Origin of the sequence: Comamonas guangdongensis, from assembly GCF_041079535.1 — a bacterium.
GTDB lineage: Bacteria > Pseudomonadota > Gammaproteobacteria > Burkholderiales > Burkholderiaceae_C > Comamonas > Comamonas guangdongensis.
This window is the reverse complement of record NZ_JBFYGN010000008.1, coordinates 190,949-210,428: the sequence shown is the minus strand read 5'-3', so window position 1 is coordinate 210,428 and position 19,480 is coordinate 190,949. Positions and strand designations below refer to the sequence as shown.

Sequence of the window (19,480 nt, the reverse complement as noted above, 5' to 3'; positions counted from 1 at the left end):
CGTGCGCCTGCCGGCCGCGAAAAAGATGGACGAGCCGCGGCCAGGGAATTGTCGCGCATGCGGCAGGCGCTTGGGGGGCGATGCGGGGACCGGGCCGGGGCCGGTTCGGGGCACCGGATAATTCCCATATCTGCGGTGTTGCCTTGGCGGCTTCCCGTTCCGATCTTGAAGCAAGGAAATTATGAAAAATATGAATATTGGCACCCGCGTGGGAGGCGGTTTTGCCATCATCCTGCTATTGACGGCCTTGATGACCGTCTTTGGTCTCTGGCGGCTCGGCGCCGTGGCCCAGGCCACGAACGACATGACGCGCCAGCCGCTGGCCGTGGAGCGCATGATCAGCGACTGGTACCGCTACGTCTATACCGGCTCGCGCCGCACCACGGCCATCGTCAAGAGCAGCGATCCGTCGCTGGGCGAATTCTTTGCCGCGGACGCTGCCGCCAGCACGCGCGAATCGGGCGAGCTGCAAAAGCGCATCGAGCCTCTGCTGGAGCGCGCGGATGAGAAAGCCCTGTGGGCCGAGATCATGCTGGCGCGCAAGGCCTATCTTTCCTCGCGCGACCAGGCCGTCAAGGCCAAGCTCGACGGGCAGGTGGAGGAGGCCGAGCGTCTGCTGAATCAGGCCTATCTGCCGGCCACCGATCACTACATTGCCCTCATCCAGCGCCTGCTGGACATGCAGCGCACCAGTATCGACAACACGGCGCAGCAGATTGCCGCCACCTATGTCCAAAGCCGCAGCGGGCTCATCGTGCTGGGCGGCCTGGTCCTGGCCCTGGGCGCGGTCTGCGCCTGGTGGCTCACGCGCGGCATCACGCGGCCGCTGGCGCAGGCCGTGCAGGTGGCGCGCACCGTGGCGGCCAACGACCTGACCAGCCGGCCCGAGGCCCGCAGCCATGACGAAACCGGTCAGCTGCTGAGCGCTCTGGACGAGATGAATGCCAGCCTCTCGTCGGTGGTGGCGCGCGTGCGCTCGGGCGCCGAGAGCATTGCCACCGCATCGGGCCAGATCGACGCGGGCAACCAGGACCTGTCCTCGCGCACCGAGGAGCAGGCCAGCTCGCTGCAGCAGACCGCGGCCTCCATGGAGCAGCTGACCAGCATCGTGCGCCAGAACGCGGACAACGCGCGCCAGGCCAGCCAGCTGGCTTCCACGGCCTCGCAGACGGCCGCCGAGGGCGGGCAGGTGGTGGGCGGCGTGGTCGGGACCATGGACGCGATCAACGCCTCCAGCCGCCGCATCGCGGACATCATCGGCGTCATCGACTCCATCGCCTTCCAGACCAATATCCTGGCGCTCAATGCCGCCGTGGAAGCGGCCCGTGCCGGCGAACAGGGCCGCGGCTTTGCCGTGGTGGCCAGCGAGGTGCGCGCGCTGGCGCAGCGCAGCGCCACTGCCGCCAAGGACATCAAGGGCCTGATCGACGACTCCGTCGCCAAGGTGGAGGAGGGCTCGAGCCAGGTGGCCGAGGCCGGCCGCACCATGGACGCCATCGTGCAGAGCGTGCGTCGCGTCAGCGATCTGGTGGCCGAGATCAGCGTCGCCAGCCAGGAGCAGAGCGCGGGCATCAACCAAGTGAACCAGGCCATCTCGATGATGGACCAGGTCACGCAGCAGAATGCCGCGCTGGTCGAGCAGGCCGCAGCGGCCGCCGGCTCGCTCAAGGCCCAGGCCGGCGATCTGGCCGCTGCCGTCAGCGTGTTCCGCATCAACGGCGGCGCCACCCTGCGCCCGGCCGTCGCCGCGCCGCGCGTCGCGCAGGCTGCCGCAGCCAGGCCCGGGGCCGTGCGCCAGCCGGTGCGTGCGGCAGCCGCTCCCCAGGTGGCGTTGGCCCCGGCCAAGGCCGCCCCCGCGACCAAAGATGCCGAAGGCGATTGGGAAAATTTCTGAAACGATAGCTTCCAGCGCTGAGTCTGCATGGGTTTCAGGCGGATATCGCCTGAAATCCGCGTTGCGAGGCGGACCGGTTTCCGGTCCCCCGCAACCCAAGGCCTGGCGGTTGCAGCTCAGGGGAACGCCGCTGCACCGCACGCTCTACACTGGGCGGCTGATCATCAAAGGAGACGGACCTTGGCTACCCCACTCACGCTGTACTACGCCGCCGGCACCTGCGCTCAGGCCGTGCTCATCGCGCTGCATGAGGCCGGCGCGCAGTTCACGCTCAAGACGCTGAACTTTGCCGACAGCGAGCAGCGTAATCCCGAATACCTGGCCATCAACCCCAAGGCCCGCGTGCCCGCTCTGGTCACCGAGCGCGGCGTGCTGACCGAGGTTCCCGCGCTGCTGCTGTATGTGGCCCAGAGCTATCCGCAGGCCAATCTCGCGCCGCTGGACGACCCGTTCGCGCTGGCGCAGCTGCAGGAGTTCAATGCCTATCTGGCCGCCACCGTGCACATCGCCCACGCCCACCGCCCGCGCGCCTCGCGCTGGGCCGACGACGAGGCCGCCCAGGCCGCCATGCGCGCCAAGGTGCCGCAGAACATGCGCGACTGCTTTGCCGTGATCGAGCAGCATTACCTGGGCGACAAGACCTGGGTGATGGGGGAGCAGTTCACCGTCGCCGACGGCTATCTGTACACCGTGGCCGGCTGGCTCAAGGGGGACGGCGTGGACATCACCGAGTTCCCGCGTGTGGCGGCGCATTTCGAGCGCGTGAAGGCAAGGGCTTCGGTGCAGAGGCTGGGGTGATTGTGCAGGCGTTGTCTAGCTATTCCGAAATGAACAACGTTGGTCGCCAAAGATTGATGTCATTTGGTATCCGAACGGGCTGCGTCTTGTAGCTACTTGTCCTCATACACGGAATAGTTTCCCGGCAACCATCCACAGATGCGGGTCTTGGGGACGGAGCTAGCGAGTGTGGATTGTGGTTGGTTTAAACCCCTCAGTGCAGTGCTATCAGCGCAAAGATTTGCATATTTTAATATTAAATAAATATAAATTTACTTTTTTTTCATGTTATATTAATATTAAAATTCTTCAACATAAAGATGGCGTAGCTCTGTGCTAGTAAAGAAACCCACGAAAGGGCGACCGCCCGCTTCAAAGAAGACAAAGGGTGTATGGAAAGGGGAGCGACTTCAGATATCCCACACGATCACCCCTGATCTTCTTTCCAAGGTCGATCAGCTCGCGGCTGCAATGGGGCAGAGCCGTGCAGCGGTTATCAACCTTGCTATCTATCGATTGCTTGAACAGGAGTTCCACTCATGAACTCTGTTCTGGCGCGATTGCTGTGTCCTTCGCCATCAAGTTGGATCAATCTAATTAGTCGACCGCACGACAAGAGTCTTAAGTCGCGCTTGTTTTTCCACGTCGTTCGATCCAGATCGCACCGACCGTTTCCGATGTCTATCAATGAATGCCATGGCTGATCCAATCATCGAACAACTTCGCCGTCGCATCGAAGCAGAGGCTCTGAGCCTAGGTGAGGCAGCCAGTGCCATTGGTGTTGGGATTACCGTATTAAAGCGCCATCTCTCTGGTGAGTACGCTCGAAGCGACTCTCTCGCCAAATATCGATTGTGGTTGAGTGGGGCAGCCGTTCAACGCACGGGAGTCGCCGCAGCAGTGGAATCCACGTCTCCTGCCTCGGATGTTGAGCCAACATATCCTCAACTGGTGGACTTTGCTCCGCCTCAGCTGATTCCCGCTCAACGACGTTATGTAATAGACCTTTTCTGCGGCTGCGGTGGCATGTCTCTGGGATTTGAGCGCTTCAAAGACGGGCAGGTCTACCAGATCGCGATGGCACTGGACATCGAGGAGCCGATGGTTAGGGTCTTCAATGACAACCATCCCTCTCCCAGCGGGCAATTGCCTATCGCTAGGCGTGGTGACATTGCCGAGTTCATGAACGAGGCAGAGATCCTCGCTTTCTACTTGGATCACCTTGCACGGACGACAGGCGATCAAGGGCTGTCGTCAGCTTTGATGTCCTTGGGTCCCTACAGCATTGGCACGCTACGCCAGACACTTCGGGAGATTGATGCCCGCTTTCAGCGTCAATTGAGTGAGCTCAGAGGCGAACCTGAATACGTAGTTGCACTTCGAAATGCAGGGTCCAGCTCGCTTGGTCAGACTTCTGTGATTGGCTTTCATAGCGCAACAAAGCTTCCGACCACCAGCATCGGATATCCGAAGCTTGGCCCCCTCATTTGGCACGACGATGGACAGATCTCTCCAGACGCAGTACGCGGAGCCATTGAAGCGGATGAGAAGCTTATCAAGTCATGCAAAGCCAAGGCACGCAAGCTCTGGACCTCTGAGCTGAACAAGCTCATTACCCGCGCTGAAGGCTCTGGTAGGGGGCAGTTGGCCTCGGCTGCAGATCGGATCAATCGGTTCATCACTTTGCTGGACACCAAGCCAATGCTGTTGGTGCGCGAGTATTGGATTAGCTGGCGCGCAGCTAGAGAAGCAGTCCGAATTACGTTCCTTGATAACCCGATTGTTCAAAGTCGCCTGCGAGAAATCTACGAGGGCGGGCACCAAGTGTCTGTGCTGCTTGGTGGACCTCCGTGTCAAGGCTTCAGCAGAATCGGTCGGGGCAAGATTCGTAGCCTAAGAGAGCAGAGCGTCCATGTCCAAGAAGATGAAGACTCCGTGGACAGCCGCAATCAATTGATGCACCAGTACGTGCTCTTTGTTTCAGCGCTGGCACCTGAAGTGTTCTTGTTTGAGAATGTTCGACACTTTCAAGCAGTGGTGCGATCTGAAGGTATCGAATTCGATGCTGCAGACATACTTGCGGAGTCCATTGAGGCCGTCTCGGCAAGAGGCTTGGGCTATGCCGTCGCCCGAAAGATTGTTGTTGCGTCCAAGCATGCTGTCCCACAAACGCGAGAGCGCTTTGTCATGGCCGGTATCCGTCGTGATTTGGAGGGGGCTCTTGCAGGAATGAATGCAGCTTCATGGTGCTTGTCACTGCAAGTCAGGGAGCCAGTACCTCTTCAAGTCGCACTTGAGGGTCTTCCTGAGCCGTTGTTTGCGAATCAAGCCGATGTAAGCATGGGTTCCTCAGTCATTGCGTCGTGTCTTCCGATTTCACTGGAAACGGCAACTGCGGCCGATGTGTACAGATCATGGACACACAGTACAAGTTCTGTCGATGGTCACTTGGCGCGTCCGCCACGGCCAGACGATAGCGCTTTCTTTGGTCTGATGGGTCCAGGAAAGCGGTGGATGGACTACCGCTGTGACGAGGCTCCAACATTGAAGTTGTTGTCGCAAATACTGACAACGCTCCAGGCCTCTGTGGCGCAGGAACCGACACTTGCGCAAAAGCTCGGTGTGGATCCAAAGGCGCTTGAGACACTGGTGTCCTCTGTAGATGGCTCTCTCACTCTCCGACTACTTCTGGAGAGCATACAACCGGCGCCTGGCGAAGAACAGCATCATCTCCTGACGCAGACCTATCTACATAAACGCGAAGGTGCTCACGGTGACTGGTTGGCGCGAATGAATGCCTCGCTGCCATCAAAAACCGTTGTGAGCCATATGTCCAAGGACACCTATGCGTACGTGCACCCAACGGTTCCTAGAACCCTCTCGGTGAGAGAAGCCGCGAGAGTGCAGTCCTTTCCCGATGACTACAAATTCGGCAGCGTTGGACTGGTTGATGGCTTCAAGGTTGTCGGTAATGCAGTTCCACCGCTGTTGAGCTTGCAGTTTGCCGAACGGGTCGCAAAGGTTCTGGCACTAGTAGACGCATCGCGGCAGAGCAAGGATCGCAGAAGCGCATAACGTGGATGACCTAGAAACAAAAAAAGTGGCTCTGCGCAGCGCGAACATGTCGCGCATTCGTGGCACAGATACAGGGCCTGAACTCCTGCTTCGAAAAGCCCTTTGGAAGAAGGGCTTGCGATATCGCCTACACAGCAAGATTGAGGGGACGCGGCCTGATATCGTGTTCAAGTCGCGCAGACTAGCCATATTCATCGATGGATGCTTTTGGCACGGTTGTCCCTTGCACTACGTGCGTCCGCGATCTAGATCTGAGTTCTGGGCAGAAAAATTGAGAAGCAATACGGCACGCGATCAAGCTCAGACATCCCTGTTGGTTGAGAAAGGATGGACGGTTCTGCGTTTCTGGGAACACGAGGTCGAAGGGGAACTAAACCAAGTTGTTGCTACAGTGCTGTGTGCGCACAACAGCTCTCCTAGAAGCAATGAAAGCCGATTTGTCGTCACCAGCGTTGATCCGCAATCAGACGATACAGAACTATGGTTGATTGAAGACCTTTTCAATCGAGGCGCCTGTAGATATGAGCATCGTCACCGCAATCCGCTTAAGAGGTAAATCTGCAGTCTTATTAGTACTAGATAACTGTCAGAAGTGCTTGTCGCAAAGCACCACGTGCCGCGGTCTTGGCATCATTCCGATGGCTGACCAGCTTTTCTATGTCTACCCCAATCAAGTGGATTTTTTGCCTGCTGTGGGTCACCTTATAACTACTCACCCACGTAGGTGACATCCACGGTGCTCGAGGCACAAAGACAAAAGAGTTGTCCACCGCGAACGTATCCAAGTATGCGTTGACCTGATAGAAATCTTCTCGACGTGCACCATATGCCCGAGCATTTTCATTGAGTCGCTTCCACTTTGCATCGGCTACGGCGATCAGTTTGCTTTCGCGATGGAACAAGTAGTCAGGTTTCAGGCGTAAGACCTCTTCACCATTGTCATCTCCATGAAGCAGAAACAAAGGCTGTGCCCTGTTTTTCACGACAATCCCGCAGTCACTCAAAGTCTCAACCAAGACTTTTTGCATCGCTCTTTCAAACAAATGCTGCAATGGAAAGAGCATTGTGAATCCGCTGGTATCCCCTGCGTACGTAGGATCGACAAATTGGCCTTGAGAAAGCAGCTTGGCCAAAGATAGAGCGCGCTCCCAATGAACCTCGGAGGGAGAAAGCTGTAGATCGATAAATGAAGATATGGGAACCGGGTGGGCACCTTCCCAAGCTGATTTCAATCTCGTAGATAAAGTTGTGAGCAGCTGCCGGTTGGTACTACTTCGAGTCATCTTGGCTAAAGTTGTAGTCAGCCATAAGAGACAACGTGCCAAATCATTTTGGGTCGTAAGGGGCGTATGCCTAACTGGTAGAACGGTGAGATCACCGGGTAGTTTCGTCGCGAGTCGCGTAAAATCGATGCGACCTCTCAAGGTTCTCGAGTCCTCACGCTTCTCTTGGTAACGACGTGGCACCCCGTCAGTCAACGCCAAACTCAACTCCGCAGCAGCCTCTGAGATTATGACCTCCAGTGGATCGCGAACAGTAGATCGAACAGCCCCTGAGTTTGTGTGTGACCGACGCAGGTAGCCTGCAGCACGAAGAATATTTAACAGAAAGTCTGCATCTCTCGCTTCTTCGGCGGTATCAGTCTTGGGCAGAACGTTGATACGAATGTTGCCTACCTGAATAGTTCCAACAACCTCTGCGGCGCACAGTCTGCCTTTACTCATCCGAAAAGCCGGGAATGGAATTGATTCTGAAACCCTCATTACCCGTGCTTTAAAAGAGTTACTGTCAGTACCCTCGGGTATCTGAATCGGCATGCCTTCCCATGTAGTGAGCACTGTCAAATCCAGGCTCCTAAGAATTCAGGTTCCCGCCGCTAAAGCGGTACAGAAACGAATGAACTTGTGCGCATCCCAATTGACTCCATCCGGATCCCACCAATCGGCAAAAATTGGTGCTTGGGATTCACCCAATTCGTACTCTTCAGGAAGTCTCTCTGCAAAGACGGGATCGGCTTCAACTGAGCTGAACAAGGAGATTAGCTCAGCATCGCTTCGCACTTCACCTGCTATTGCGCGGATTTTTCGCCAGTCATCATGGAAGTATTCTGCAAGAGTTGGAATCAGGGCGGTACGGAATACGCGAGCGAGAGACCGAATCTCAGCATCTGGCATACCCATCCATCCGCGCGATTGAGCAATAGCATCCAGCTTGGCCGACATCAGGTAGGAGTGCCCAAACTCATGCCCTGCACCTAGCAGCATCCGAATTCTCGAGTTCAATCGACCAAGTAGAGCCCTGATGTCAATGCCACCAAGTGCATGGGCAAGCAGCGAGGTCTCAGGTCCAATGTACTCGAACTCAAATCGGCGACGCATAGCGAAATCCAACGCCGTCAAAGATCGATCAACCGTGTTCATGGTCCCGATGATGGAAATGCCCAGGGGTACGGTGAACAGCTCTTTTGAGTATGGCAGCCAGATCCGCTTTTCTTCTGGCATGCCTCGGCGTTTGTCGGCTTCCAACAAGGTCAGTAGCTCGCCGAATACTCGCGATGGCTCCGCACGGTTGATCTCATCAATAACTAGCGCAACAGATGTACCACTTCGTACTCCAGGCGCACGCAGTTGCAAGAGCTTTCTCATGACGGCGCCATAGTGCGAAGAATTTCCTAGATCGATAGTCGAAAACATGCGCGTTCGCACTGAGATGAAGCGTCTTATGACCAATCCATCTCGCGACGTTGCCGTTTCGTCGCCGACTGGAGCGGGAAGGTCCGGATCCGCAGGATCAATTCCAAAATCAGCGAGATCTCTTATTCCATTGCCTGGAATAGAAAAAATCTGGGGCTGAAGCCCCATCGAGATAATCCTCTCAATCACGGATCTTGGAACGTATCTATCGTAGTAAGCCGCAACTTGATCTGCACGCGCAGGCGTGCTTCTTACCGTCCAACCGCCAGCATCCTTGTCAATTACAACTCCTGCTGGTTGGCCCCGCCCGTCGAATAGCTGCTCGCCAATTTGCAGGTCTGTTTCTGATCCCGCTCTTAGACAAAGTGACTTGAATGGCCCATCAACGACACGGTAGGCGAGGCGACCTTCGTCATCAACAATAGGTCGATAGCCTTCGATAAAGTCTTCGTACGAATAGCTTGAGTGAAATGTCACCCAGAGTATTCGTCCTTCGGCTACTAGGCGATCATGCAATCCGCGGATCGCCTCCTCAGAGCTCGCACTCGCTAGTGCTTCAGCAAACCTCTCTGGCTCCAAAACCTTGGCAGCTTCACGTGCTGCTCTGTAGGTCTTCCCTGTACCAGGCGGGCCGCACAGAATCTTCATCGTTGGTCCAACCATTCTGTCTCCCCAGAAACTATGTAATCACCGCGTCAGATTTCAAGTAGACCTTGGTTAGGGTTGGCGCCATCAGCTGACACATCTCGGCACAAATCTATGTCTGGCGACCTAAGGAAACCTAGATAACTGCGCCAGCGATATTTCACTAACTCGACACAGTTTTCACTTTCTCTGTCACCCGACAAATGCCTTGCCAAATCAAACGTCGATATTCCCCGCCCGCAGCGCGTTCGTCTCGATGAAGTCGCGGCGTGGCTCGACCTCGTCGCCCATCAGCATGGTGAACACGCGGTCGGCCTCGATGGCGTCGCCGATCTTGACCTGCAGCAGGCTGCGGACGTTGGGGTCCATGGTGGTTTCCCAGAGCTGCTCGGGGTTCATTTCGCCCAGACCCTTGTAGCGCTGGCGGCCCGTGGTGCGTTCGGCTTCGGAGATCAGCCAGGCCATGGCCTGACGGAAGTCGCCGACCTTCTCGGTCTTGGCCTTGTCGCCTTCGCCGCGCGTGACCTTGGCGCCTTCGGCCAGCAGGCCGACGAAGTTCTGCGCTTCATCGGACAGGGCCGCGTAGTCATGGCTGCGCACGAACTCCTGGGTCAAGATGGAGCTCTTGATATTGCCGTGGTGATGGCGGCTGATGCGCAGGATGGGGTGCTCGCTGTTGGGGTCGATCTCGGCCGTCACATCGGCGGGCACGCCGGTGGTGGTCAGCTCGCGCAGCTTGGCTTCCAGAATCGGGGCGCAGGCCTGGGCTTCCTCGATGCTGTCGAGCTTGATCTGCACGCCGTCGGCGATGGCGCGCAGGGCTTCGGCGTCCATGAAGTTGGACAGGCGCTCGATGACGGTTTCGGCGGCCAGATGCATGTCGGCCAGCTTGGCCAGCTCCTCGCCTTCGATGCTGCGGCCGTTGGCACCGCCGGTGTTCACGCAGGCATGGTTCAGCGCGATCTTGAGCAGGTATTTGTTGAGGGCCGGGCCGTCCTTCAGGTACAGCTCTTCCTTGCCGTTCTTGACCTTGTACAGCGGCGGCTGGGCGATGTAGATGTGGCCGCGCTCGACCAGATCGGGCATCTGGCGGTAGAAGAAGGTCAGCAGCAGGGTGCGGATGTGGGCGCCGTCCACGTCCGCATCGGTCATGATGATGATGCGGTGGTAGCGCAGCTTGTCGACGTTGTAGTCGTCGGCGCCGCTCTTGCCGTTGCCGTCTTCGCTGGCCTTGCCGATGCCGGTGCCCAGGGCCGTGATCAGGGTGATGATTTCCTGGCTGGAGAGCAGCTTTTCGTAGCGGGCTTTTTCCACGTTCAGGATCTTGCCGCGCAGCGGCAGGATGGCCTGGAACTTGCGATCGCGGCCCTGCTTGGCGGAGCCGCCGGCGGAGTCACCCTCGACGATGTAGATTTCGCACAGCGACGGGTCTTTCTCCTGGCAGTCGGCCAGCTTGCCGGGCAGGCCCATGCCGTCGAGCACGCCCTTGCGGCGCGTCATTTCGCGGGCCTTGCGTGCGGCCTCGCGCGCACGCGCGGCTTCCACGATCTTGCCGCAGAGGATCTTGGCGTCGCCCGGCTTTTCCTCGAGGTATTCGGTGAGCAGCTTGCTGACGATGTCTTCCACGGGCGCGCGCACTTCCGAGCTGACCAGCTTGTCCTTGGTCTGGCTGGAGAACTTGGGCTCGGGCACCTTGACCGACAGCACGGCGCACAGGCCTTCGCGCATGTCGTCGCCGGTCACTTCGACCTTGGCCTTCTTGGCCAGCTCGTTGTCGGCGATGTACTTGCCGATGACGCGGGTCATGGCCGCGCGCAGGCCGGTCAGGTGGGTGCCGCCGTCACGCTGGGGAATGTTGTTGGTGAAGCACAGCACCTGCTCGGCATAGCTGTCGTTCCACTGCATGGCGACTTCCACGCCGATCTCGGTGCCGGGAATGCCGCCGTAGCTGTCGGCAGGGCGGGTGCCCATGGCATGGAAGGTCGTGGGGTGCAGCACCTTCTTGGCGCCGTTGATGAACTCCACAAAGCCCTTGACGCCGCCGGCGCCCGAGAAATCGTCCTCGCGGCCGTCGCGCTCGTCCTTGAGGCGGATGCGCACGCCGTTGTTCAGGAAGGAGAGTTCGCGCAGGCGCTTGGCCAGGACTTCGTAGCGGAACTCGAAGTTCTCCTTGAAGATTTCCTGGTCGGGCAGAAAGTGCACCTTGGTGCCGCGCTTGTCGCTGGGGCCGACCACGCGCATGGGCGAGATTTCCACGCCGTCCGCGACCTCGATCAGGCGGTTCTGCACAAAGCCGCGCGAGAAGTCGATCTCGTGGCGTCGGCCGTCGCGGCTGACGGTGAGCTTGAGCCAGACGGACAGCGCGTTCACGCAGGACACGCCCACGCCGTGCAGACCGCCCGAGACCTTGTAGCTGTTCTGGTTGAACTTGCCGCCCGCGTGCAGCTCGGTCAGCGCGATTTCGGCGGCCGAGCGCTTGGGCTCGTGCTTGTCGTCCATCTTCACGCCGGTGGGAATGCCGCGGCCGTTGTCGATGACGGACAGCGAGCCGTCGGCGTGGATGGTGACCAGGATGTCGTCGCAGTAGCCGGCCAGGGCCTCGTCGATGGAGTTGTCCACGACCTCGAAGACCAGGTGGTGCAGGCCGGTGCCGTCGGAGGTGTCGCCGATGTACATGCCCGGGCGCTTGCGCACGGCTTCCAGGCCTTCAAGGATCTGGATCGCGCCCTCGCCATAGCCGCCTGCATCCGCGGCGGTCTGGGTGTCTGGCTTGTTCTCTTCGGTCATGAAATTACCTTGCTGCTACAAAGTCAGAAGCTGTTGGCGCCTGACCTGCATAACTTTCAAATGAATACTTGCCCGAAATCGTTACAGGACGAGCGGTAGCTGCTCCTGTTATTCCGGGCAATGAAATGGCTGGCTGCGTTCGGTCCACTCAGATGCGCATGGGCATCACGACATACTTGAAGCTCTCGTTCTCGGGGATGGTGATCAGCGCCGAGCTGTTGCCGTCCTGCAGATCGATCTTCACCATGTCCTGGCCCATATTGGTGAGCACGTCGATCAGATAGGTCACGTTGAAGCCGATCTCGATGGTGTCGCCACCGTAGTCGATATCGAGCTCGTCCATGGCCTCTTCCTGCTCGGCGTTGTTGGACGCCACGCGCAAGGTGCCGGGCTCCACCGACAGGCGCACGCCCTTGAACTTGTCGCTGGTCATGATGGCCGTGCGCTGCAGGCTGGCCAGCAGCGGGGCGCGGCCCAGGGTCACGCTGTTGCTGTGGTTGCGCGGGATGACGCGGTTGTAGTCGGGGAACTTGCCCTCGACCAGCTTGGTCACGAACTCCATGCCGCCGAAAGTGAACTTGGCCTGGTTGCTCGCGAACTGCATCTCGATCACGGGCTGGTTGTCGCCGCTGGCATCGGAGAGCAGGCGCTGCAGCTCCAGCACGGTCTTGCGCGGCAGGATCACTTCCTGCTTGATGGGTACTTCCACATCCAGCGTGGCGCTGGCCCAGGCCAGGCGGTGGCCGTCGGTGGCCACCAGGCTCAGGGTGTTGCCTTCGGCCACGAACAGAATGCCGTTGAGGTAGTAGCGGATGTCCTGCACGGCCATGGAGAACGAGACCTGGCCCAGCAGGTCCTTGAGCACCTTTTGCGGCACGCTGAAGGCCGGGCCGAAGGCCGCCGATTCCTGCACCAGCGGGAAGTCCTCGGCCGGCAGGGTCTGCAGCGTGAAGCGGCTCTTGCCGCCCTTGAGAATCATCTTGGACTGCTGGGTCTCCAGGCTCACGGTCTGGTCGCCGGGCATGGTCTTCAGGATGTCGATCAGCTTGCGGGCACCGATGGTGGTGGTGAAGTCTCCCGTGTCGCCACCGAGTTCGGCCGTGGTGCGGATCTGGATTTCCAGGTCGCTGGTCGTCAGCTGCAGCGCATTGCCCGTCTTCTTGATCAGCACATTGGCTAGGATGGGCAGGGTGTGGCGGCGTTCGACGATGCCGGCCACTGATTGCAGAACCGCTAGAACTTTGTCTTGTGTGGCTTTCAGGACGATCATGTCAACCTCAGTGATTTAAGTGCGCATTTGTTTTGACGCGGCGGCGTCCGCAGGGTGGGGCGGACTCTCCCTCATGCCGCGTGAATCCCCCATTTTGCCGCTTGTGAGTGACATCCATGGGGGAGTTTTCATCAACCTTTGAGCGTCTGCTCCAGCACATGCAACTGCTGGTTCAGCTCGGTCAGCTGCTGGCGCTCGCCCGCAATCTTGCGCACGGCATGCAGCACGGTGGTGTGGTCGCGGCCGCCGAACAACTCGCCGATCTCGGGCAGGCTTTTCTGCGTCAGCTCCTTGGCCAGGTACATGGCAATCTGGCGCGGCCGCGCAATGCTGGCCGGGCGCTTCTTACTGTACATGTCGGCGACCTTGATCTTGTAGTAGTCGGCCACCGTCTTCTGGATGTTTTCCACAGAGATCTGGCGATTCTGGATCGACAGCAGATCGCGCAGCGCCTCGCGGGCCAGCTGGATCGAGACTTCCTTCTGGTTGAAGCGCGAGTAGGCCAGGATCTTGCGCAGCGCGCCTTCGAGCTCGCGCACGTTGGAGCGCACGTTCTTGGCCACGAAGAAGGCCACTTCCTCGGGCATCTCGGCGTTCTCGGCGCGCGCCTTGTTGATCAGGATCGCCACGCGCATCTCGAGCTCGGGCGGCTCTATGGCCACCGTCAGGCCCGAATCGAAGCGCGAGACCAGGCGCTCGTGGATATTCGTCAGACCCTTGGGGTAGGTGTCCGAGGTCATCACGATATGGCTCTTCTTGGCCAGCAGGGCCTCGAAGGCGTTGAAGAACTCTTCCTGCGTGCGGTCCTTGTTGGCGAAGAACTGCACGTCGTCGATCAGCAGCAGGTCCAGCGAGTGGTAGCGCTCCTTGAATTCGTCGAAGGTGCGGCGCTGGTAGGCCTTGACCACATCCGAGACGAACTGCTCGGCATGGATGTAGAGAACCTTGGCGTCGGGCTTGTCGGCCAGCAGCTTGTTGCCCACGGCGTGCACCAGGTGGGTCTTACCCAGGCCGACCCCGCCGTAGATGAACAACGGGTTGTACAGATGGCCGGGCGAGCCCGCCACGTGCATGGCGGCCGAGCGCGCCATGCGGTTGGCCGTACCTTCGACCAGGGTCTCGAAGGTCAGGGCCGGGTTCAATCGGGTGCGGAAAACCGGGGCGCTGGCTTCCTCGCTGGTGACCGTGGGCACGGCGACGTTGAGGGTCTCGGGTGCCGTCTGCTGCACGGCCGATGGCGGGCGCACATAAGTGCGCACCACGCTTTCGCGCTGAGCAAGCGCTAACTCAAGGGTGACCGGCTGGCCGTAGAGGGACTCCAGCATGGCCGAGATGCGGCCTGCGTACTGGGCTCGGATCCAGTCCAGCTTGAAGCGGTTGGCCACATAGACGGTGACCTTGGAAAAATCTTCAGCAACTTGTGCCGTCAGCGGCTTGATCCAGGTGTTGAATTGCTGCTCCGGCAGCTCCTGACCCAGTTGCTCAACGCAGACCTGCCACAGGGCCTGGCCTGCATCGTTGGTTGGTTCCTCTGTCATTGTCGAAAGTCTTGTTGTGGATAGGAGGAACAGTTGCGGGGCTTGTATTGTAGCTTTTGCGGAAGTTATCCACAAAATATCAGGAGGCTGTCCCCCGACTCGAGTGCGGGATAGGATGCACATCCTAATGGATTGGCGGGCCGCTGTTCGTAAAGAATTGGCTGGCCGGACCCGCACTGGAGCCATGGCCCGGAGCGTTCCTAATGAATTCAAGGGTCATTGCATCAAAGGCCCAACGCTGTGATAATCGCGGGTTTCCCTGAATGTGTTCAGGGTGATATGAGCCGGGCGCCCTTTTTGTGCGCGCGCGCCCAGGGCTAAATGCGCTGTGGCGGGTGCTCTGTTCCGCTTGTTGCCTTCTTGCCAGAGCACATGCCCCGCATGTGAAAAAATTCGGGCTTGGCGGTGACGGTGTGCGGCGCAGAACCTGGATGGTCGGGCGCAGACATGGCGCCTTGCCGACGCAAATACTGAACCTTCTCAAGGAACCAACATGAAACGTACTTACCAACCTTCCAAGACTCGCCGCGCCCGTACCCACGGTTTCCTGGTCCGCATGAAGACCAAGGGTGGCCGTGCCGTGATCAACGCACGCCGCGCCAAGGGCCGCAAGCGTCTGGCCGTCTAAGGCCAGCATTGGTTAGCGGTCTGCTCCTTCGCTGCGTTGAAGGCCTCTGACCCGAGGCGCTCCTATGCAACGGCTGAAAACGCGTCCGCAATTCCAGGCCACCATGTCCGCGGGCACCATTGCCCGCACCCAGCATTTCGCCTTGCACCGTATGGAGCTTGTGCCCGTGCTGCAGGACATGGCAGCCAACCCCAGCACAGGGCCCGGATCCAGCGATCCGCAGGCCCTGTTTGGCATTGGTGCCGTGCGCGAGCAGGCCTGGCTGGGTGCCATGGTGCCCAAGCGCTGGGCGCGCCGCTCGGTCACGCGCCACACCATCAAACGGCAGATCTATGCGGTGGCCGCGGATCACGAGGCCGCACTGCAGCGCGCAGCGCATGTGGTGCGCCTGCGTTCGGGCTTTGACCGTAAGCAATTCGTCAGTGCGACTTCGGACCTGCTCAAGGCGGCCGTGCGCAAGGAATTGCAGCAGCTGTTTGCCTCGGGCGTGCGCCGCCTGAAGCAGGAGCGGCAGGCCCCGGCCGAGGCCCGGGACTTGAAGCCAGATCCCGTCCAGGCCATTGATGGCGATGCGCCAGCAGCTCCCGATCCGATAGCGAATCGGGCGGAGATACGGCCATGATGCAGCGGCTGCTCATGGCCCTGGTGCGCGGCTACAGGCTGCTGCTCAGCCCCTGGCTGGGCTCGGCCTGCCGGTTCGAGCCGACATGCTCGGCCTATTCCCTTCAAGCGCTGGAGCAACACGGCGCTGCGGTAGGCTCTTATCTGACGGTGCGCCGGCTGGCGCGTTGTCACCCGTGGTGTGACGGAGGGCATGATCCCGTGCCACAGCAAAAGCCCAGGCTGTTTTCCTTTCTGGACGATGCCTCGGACTCTTCCGCGACCACCCAACCTTCCTCACCTAAGAAGTCTTCATGAACGATATTCGCCGCACCATACTGTGGGTGATATTTGGCTTTTCCATGGTTTTGCTCTGGGACAAGTGGCAAATCCATAACGGCAAAAAGCCCACCTTCTTCCCCACGCCGCAGACGGTCAGTGCGCCTGCGGCCAACGATGCCAAGCCCGCCGACGTCAGCGTGCCCCAGGCCGCCGCTGCCGCTTCGGCAGGCGATGTGCCCGGCGCCGCCGCGGCCCAGCCCGCCGCATCCGCCGTGCCGCGCCAGGACGTGACCGTGGCCAGCGACGTGATGCGCCTGACCTTCGACAGCGAAGGCGGCACGCTAAAAGCTTCCGAGCTGCTCAAGTACTCCGACACGGCCGACAAGAGCCAGCTCATGCAGGTGTTCGAACAGAATGCCAAGCGCGTGTACCTGGGCCAGACCGGTCTGATCGGCGGCAACTTCCCCACCCACAAGACGCCCATGACCGTGGTGCCCGGCGAGCGCGAGCTCAAGGACGGCCAGGACAGCGTGCAGGTGCGCTTCGAGTCGGCGGAGCAGGGCGGCGTCAAGCTGGTCAAGACCTTCACCCTCAAGCGCGGCGCCTATGACATCGGCGTGCAGTACGACGTGGTCAACACCGGCACGGCCGCAGTGAACCCGCAGCTGTACATGCAGCTGGTGCGCGACGGCAACAAGCCCGAGCACGAGTCCACTTTCTATTCCACCTTCACGGGCCCGGCCGTCTATACCGACGCCAAGAAATACCACAAGGTGGAGTTCAAGGACATCGAAAGCGGCAAGGCCGAGGTCGACAAGTCCTCCACCAGCGGCTATGTGGCCATGGTGCAGCACTACTTTGCCAGCGCCTGGCTGCTGGCCGACGGCACGCAGCGCGACAACTTCGTGCGCAAGGTCGGCGACAACCTTTATGCCGTGGGCATGATCACCCCCGTGGGCAATGTGGCGCCCGGCCAGACCAAGACGCTGAGCGCACGCCTGTTCTCGGGCCCGCAGATCGAACCCATGCTGGAAAAGCTCTCGCCGGGCCTGGAACTGGTCAAGGACTATGGCTGGCTGACGATTCTGGCCAAGCCTCTGTACTGGCTGCTGTCCGAGCTGCACCAGTTCATCGGCAACTGGGGCTGGTCCATCGTGGCCCTGGTGCTGCTGCTGAAGATCGCTTTCTACTGGCTCAACGCCAAGGCCTACTCGTCCATGGCCAAGATGAAGGCCATCAACCCCAAGATTCAGGAAATGCGCGAGCGCCTGAAGGACAAGCCCCAGCAGATGCAGCAGGAGATGATGCGCATCTACCGCGAGGAGAAGGTCAACCCCATGGGCGGCTGCCTGCCCATCGTGATCCAGATCCCGGTCTTCATGGCCTTGTACTGGGTGCTGCAGTCCAGCGTGGAAATCCGCAACGCACCGTGGATCGGCTGGATCCACGATCTGTCCTCGCCCGATCCCTTCTTCATCCTGCCGCTGCTGATGACCCTGTCCTCGCTGCTGCAGACGGCGCTGAACCCCGCTCCGCCCGACCCCATGCAGGCCAAGATGATGTGGATCATGCCGCTGATGTTCAGCGTGATGTTCTTCTTCTTCCCGGCCGGCCTGGTGCTGTACTGGCTGACGAACAACATCCTGTCCATCGCCCAGCAGTGGATCATCAACAAGCGCATGGGCGTGCCGCCCCAGTTCAACCTGCCCAAGTTCGGCAAGTAAGCTGCGCAAACCAAAACGCCACCTTTCGAGGTGGCGTTTTTTTATGTCCGCAGGAGGCTTATTTGCCGATGCAGAAGCTCGAGAAGATCACGCCCAGCAGGTCGTCGGAGCTGAACTCGCCGGTAATGGAGTTCAGCGCAACCTGAGCCAGGCGCAGCTCCTCGGCCAGCAGATCCAGATGGGCGGCCTGGGCTGCCAGCTGTTCGTCGGCCATCTCCAGATGGGCTTGCACGGCCTGCAAAGCCTCGACATGGCGGGCGCGGGCCAGGTATAGGCCTTCGGGGGCCGACTGCCAGCCCGCGACCTCCAGCAGGCGTTTGCGCAGCGCATCGAGGCCGTCGCCGGTACGCGCCGACAGACTGACCTGGGCGGAGTCCGTAGCGGCCGCATGGCGGGCCCGCAGCTCGGCGCTCGCCATATCGGTCTTGTTCCAGACCTGGATGACGGGCACCTGGGCCGGCAGCTTCTGCTGCAGCGTGGCCGCGATCTCGGCGTCCGCGGCCGCGTAGTCCGCCTGCTCCACGCGCGTGAGGTCGTGGAGAAAGAGCACGGCATCGGCCGCAGCGATCTCGTCCCAGGCGCGCGCTATGCCTATGCGCTCCACCTCGTCCTCGCTGTCGCGCAGGCCTGCGGTGTCGATCACATGCAGGGGCACGCCCTCGATCTGAATCGTCTGCTGCACCTTGTCGCGCGTGGTGCCGGCGATGGGGGTGACGATGGCCAGCTCCGCACCGGCCAGCGCGTTGAGCAGAGAGCTCTTGCCCGCATTGGGCTGGCCAGCGATCACCACCTTGATGCCTTCGCGCAGCAGCGCACCCTGATGCGCGCGGGCCAGCACGGTGGCCACCTGGGCGCGCAGGCGCTCGAGCTGGCCGAAGGCATCGGCCTTCTGCAGAAAGTCGATTTCCTCTTCGGGAAAGTCCAGCGTGGCCTCCACCAGCATGCGCAGATGGACCAGGGCTTCGCGCAGCACCTGAATCTCCTGCGAGAAAGCCCCGGACAGCGATCGGCTCGCGCTGCGCGCCGCCGCCTCGGTGCTGGCGTCGATCAGGTCGGCAATGGCTTCGGCCTGGGCCAGATCGATCTTGTCGTTGAGGAAGGCGCGCTCGGTGAACTCGCCGGGCTGGGCCAGGCGCAGCCCGGCCAGCACCGGCTTGCCCTGTGCATCGGGGGTCTGGGCCGCTTCCAGACAGCGCGCCAGCAGTAGCTGCAGCACCACGGGGCCGCCATGGGCCTGCAGCTCCAGCACATCCTCGCCGGTATAGCTGTTCGGACCCGGAAAGAAGATGGCCAGACCATGGTCGATGGGAGAGCCCTGGCCATCCCGGAATGGCAGATAGCTGGCCTCGCGCGGTTTCAAATCCCGGCCGCAGAGCGTGCGCACCAGGGGCGCGATGCTCTTGCCCGACACCCGGACTATGCCCACGGCACCGCGCCCCGGAGCGGTGGCGATGGCGGCGATGGGATCGTTGTGGCGGGGCAGCATGGGGCGGACTTTCAGCGATGACAGGAAACAAGACTGCGGATCATAGCCTTGCAAGTCAAGAGCCTGCGGTATGAGGCGATG

15 protein-coding genes are annotated in these 19,480 nt (G+C 60.2%); 9 read left to right on the top strand and 6 right to left on the bottom strand.

Features of this window, described 5'->3' with window-relative positions; genetic code table 11:
- The first annotated feature begins 181 nt into the window (after positions 1-181).
- The 5 genes from AB6724_RS09710 (at position 182) to AB6724_RS09690 (ending at position 6,302) form a co-directional block, all read left to right on the top strand.
- Positions 182-1,894 (top strand): methyl-accepting chemotaxis protein, encoded by a 1,713-nt coding sequence (locus AB6724_RS09710; protein ID WP_369338314.1) that lies wholly within the window; start codon positions 182-184, stop codon positions 1,892-1,894.
- Between the two features lie 180 nt (positions 1,895-2,074).
- A complete protein-coding gene (locus AB6724_RS09705; RefSeq protein WP_369338313.1) occupies positions 2,075-2,692 on the top strand; it encodes a glutathione S-transferase family protein in 618 nt (205 codons plus the stop codon).
- A 312-nt stretch (positions 2,693-3,004) separates the two neighbouring features.
- Positions 3,005-3,214: a ribbon-helix-helix protein, CopG family gene (locus AB6724_RS09700; protein WP_369338312.1), complete on the top strand. Its 210-nt coding sequence runs from the start codon at positions 3,005-3,007 to the stop codon at positions 3,212-3,214.
- Positions 3,215-3,367: 153 nt separating this feature from the next.
- Positions 3,368-5,746, top strand: a complete 2,379-nt coding sequence (locus AB6724_RS09695) for a DNA cytosine methyltransferase (RefSeq protein ID WP_369338311.1) — start codon at positions 3,368-3,370, stop codon at positions 5,744-5,746.
- A 1-nt stretch (position 5,747) separates the two neighbouring features.
- Positions 5,748-6,302, top strand: coding sequence for a very short patch repair endonuclease (locus AB6724_RS09690; RefSeq protein ID WP_369338310.1), 555 nt, complete (start codon positions 5,748-5,750; stop codon positions 6,300-6,302).
- Between the two features lie 19 nt (positions 6,303-6,321).
- On the opposite strand, the gene AB6724_RS09685 is transcribed toward AB6724_RS09690, so the two are convergent.
- From AB6724_RS09685 to dnaA, 5 genes are all read right to left on the bottom strand, one after another.
- A complete protein-coding gene (locus tag AB6724_RS09685) occupies positions 6,322-7,584 on the bottom strand; it encodes an McrC family protein (protein ID WP_369338328.1) in 1,263 nt (420 codons plus the stop codon).
- 24 nt (positions 7,585-7,608) lie between these two features.
- A complete protein-coding gene (locus AB6724_RS09680; RefSeq protein WP_369338309.1) occupies positions 7,609-9,087 on the bottom strand; it encodes an McrB family protein in 1,479 nt (492 codons plus the stop codon).
- A 213-nt stretch (positions 9,088-9,300) separates the two neighbouring features.
- A complete protein-coding gene (gene gyrB, locus AB6724_RS09675; protein ID WP_369338308.1) occupies positions 9,301-11,871 on the bottom strand; it encodes a DNA topoisomerase (ATP-hydrolyzing) subunit B in 2,571 nt (856 codons plus the stop codon).
- A gap of 148 nt (positions 11,872-12,019) precedes the next feature.
- Complete coding sequence (gene dnaN / locus AB6724_RS09670) at positions 12,020-13,141, bottom strand: DNA polymerase III subunit beta (protein ID WP_369338307.1); 1,122 nt, start codon at positions 13,139-13,141, stop codon at positions 12,020-12,022.
- Positions 13,142-13,272: 131 nt separating this feature from the next.
- The gene (gene dnaA / locus AB6724_RS09665) at positions 13,273-14,679 is read right to left on the bottom strand and encodes a chromosomal replication initiator protein DnaA (protein ID WP_369338306.1); all 1,407 of its coding nucleotides are present in this window, start codon (positions 14,677-14,679) and stop codon (positions 13,273-13,275) included.
- Positions 14,680-15,172: 493 nt separating this feature from the next.
- Here dnaA and rpmH point away from each other — a divergent pair, with 493 nt between their 5' ends.
- From rpmH to yidC, 4 genes are all read left to right on the top strand, one after another.
- The gene (rpmH, locus tag AB6724_RS09660; protein ID WP_012207856.1) at positions 15,173-15,307 is read left to right on the top strand and encodes a 50S ribosomal protein L34; all 135 of its coding nucleotides are present in this window, start codon (positions 15,173-15,175) and stop codon (positions 15,305-15,307) included.
- Between the two features lie 64 nt (positions 15,308-15,371).
- Entirely contained in the window at positions 15,372-15,929 is a 558-nt protein-coding gene (locus AB6724_RS09655; RefSeq protein WP_369338305.1) for a ribonuclease P protein component, read from the top strand.
- Positions 15,926-16,225, top strand: a complete 300-nt coding sequence (gene yidD / locus AB6724_RS09650) for a membrane protein insertion efficiency factor YidD (protein ID WP_369338304.1) — start codon at positions 15,926-15,928, stop codon at positions 16,223-16,225. Before AB6724_RS09655 ends, yidD begins: the two co-directional genes overlap by 4 nt.
- Positions 16,222-17,913: a membrane protein insertase YidC gene (gene yidC / locus AB6724_RS09645; protein WP_369338303.1), complete on the top strand. Its 1,692-nt coding sequence runs from the start codon at positions 16,222-16,224 to the stop codon at positions 17,911-17,913. The genes yidD and yidC overlap by 4 nt, the downstream gene beginning before the upstream one ends.
- Before the next feature lie 58 nt (positions 17,914-17,971).
- On the opposite strand, the gene mnmE is transcribed toward yidC, so the two are convergent.
- Positions 17,972-19,399: a tRNA uridine-5-carboxymethylaminomethyl(34) synthesis GTPase MnmE gene (mnmE, locus tag AB6724_RS09640; RefSeq protein WP_369338302.1), complete on the bottom strand. Its 1,428-nt coding sequence runs from the start codon at positions 19,397-19,399 to the stop codon at positions 17,972-17,974.
- Positions 19,400-19,480: the final 81 nt, after the last annotated feature.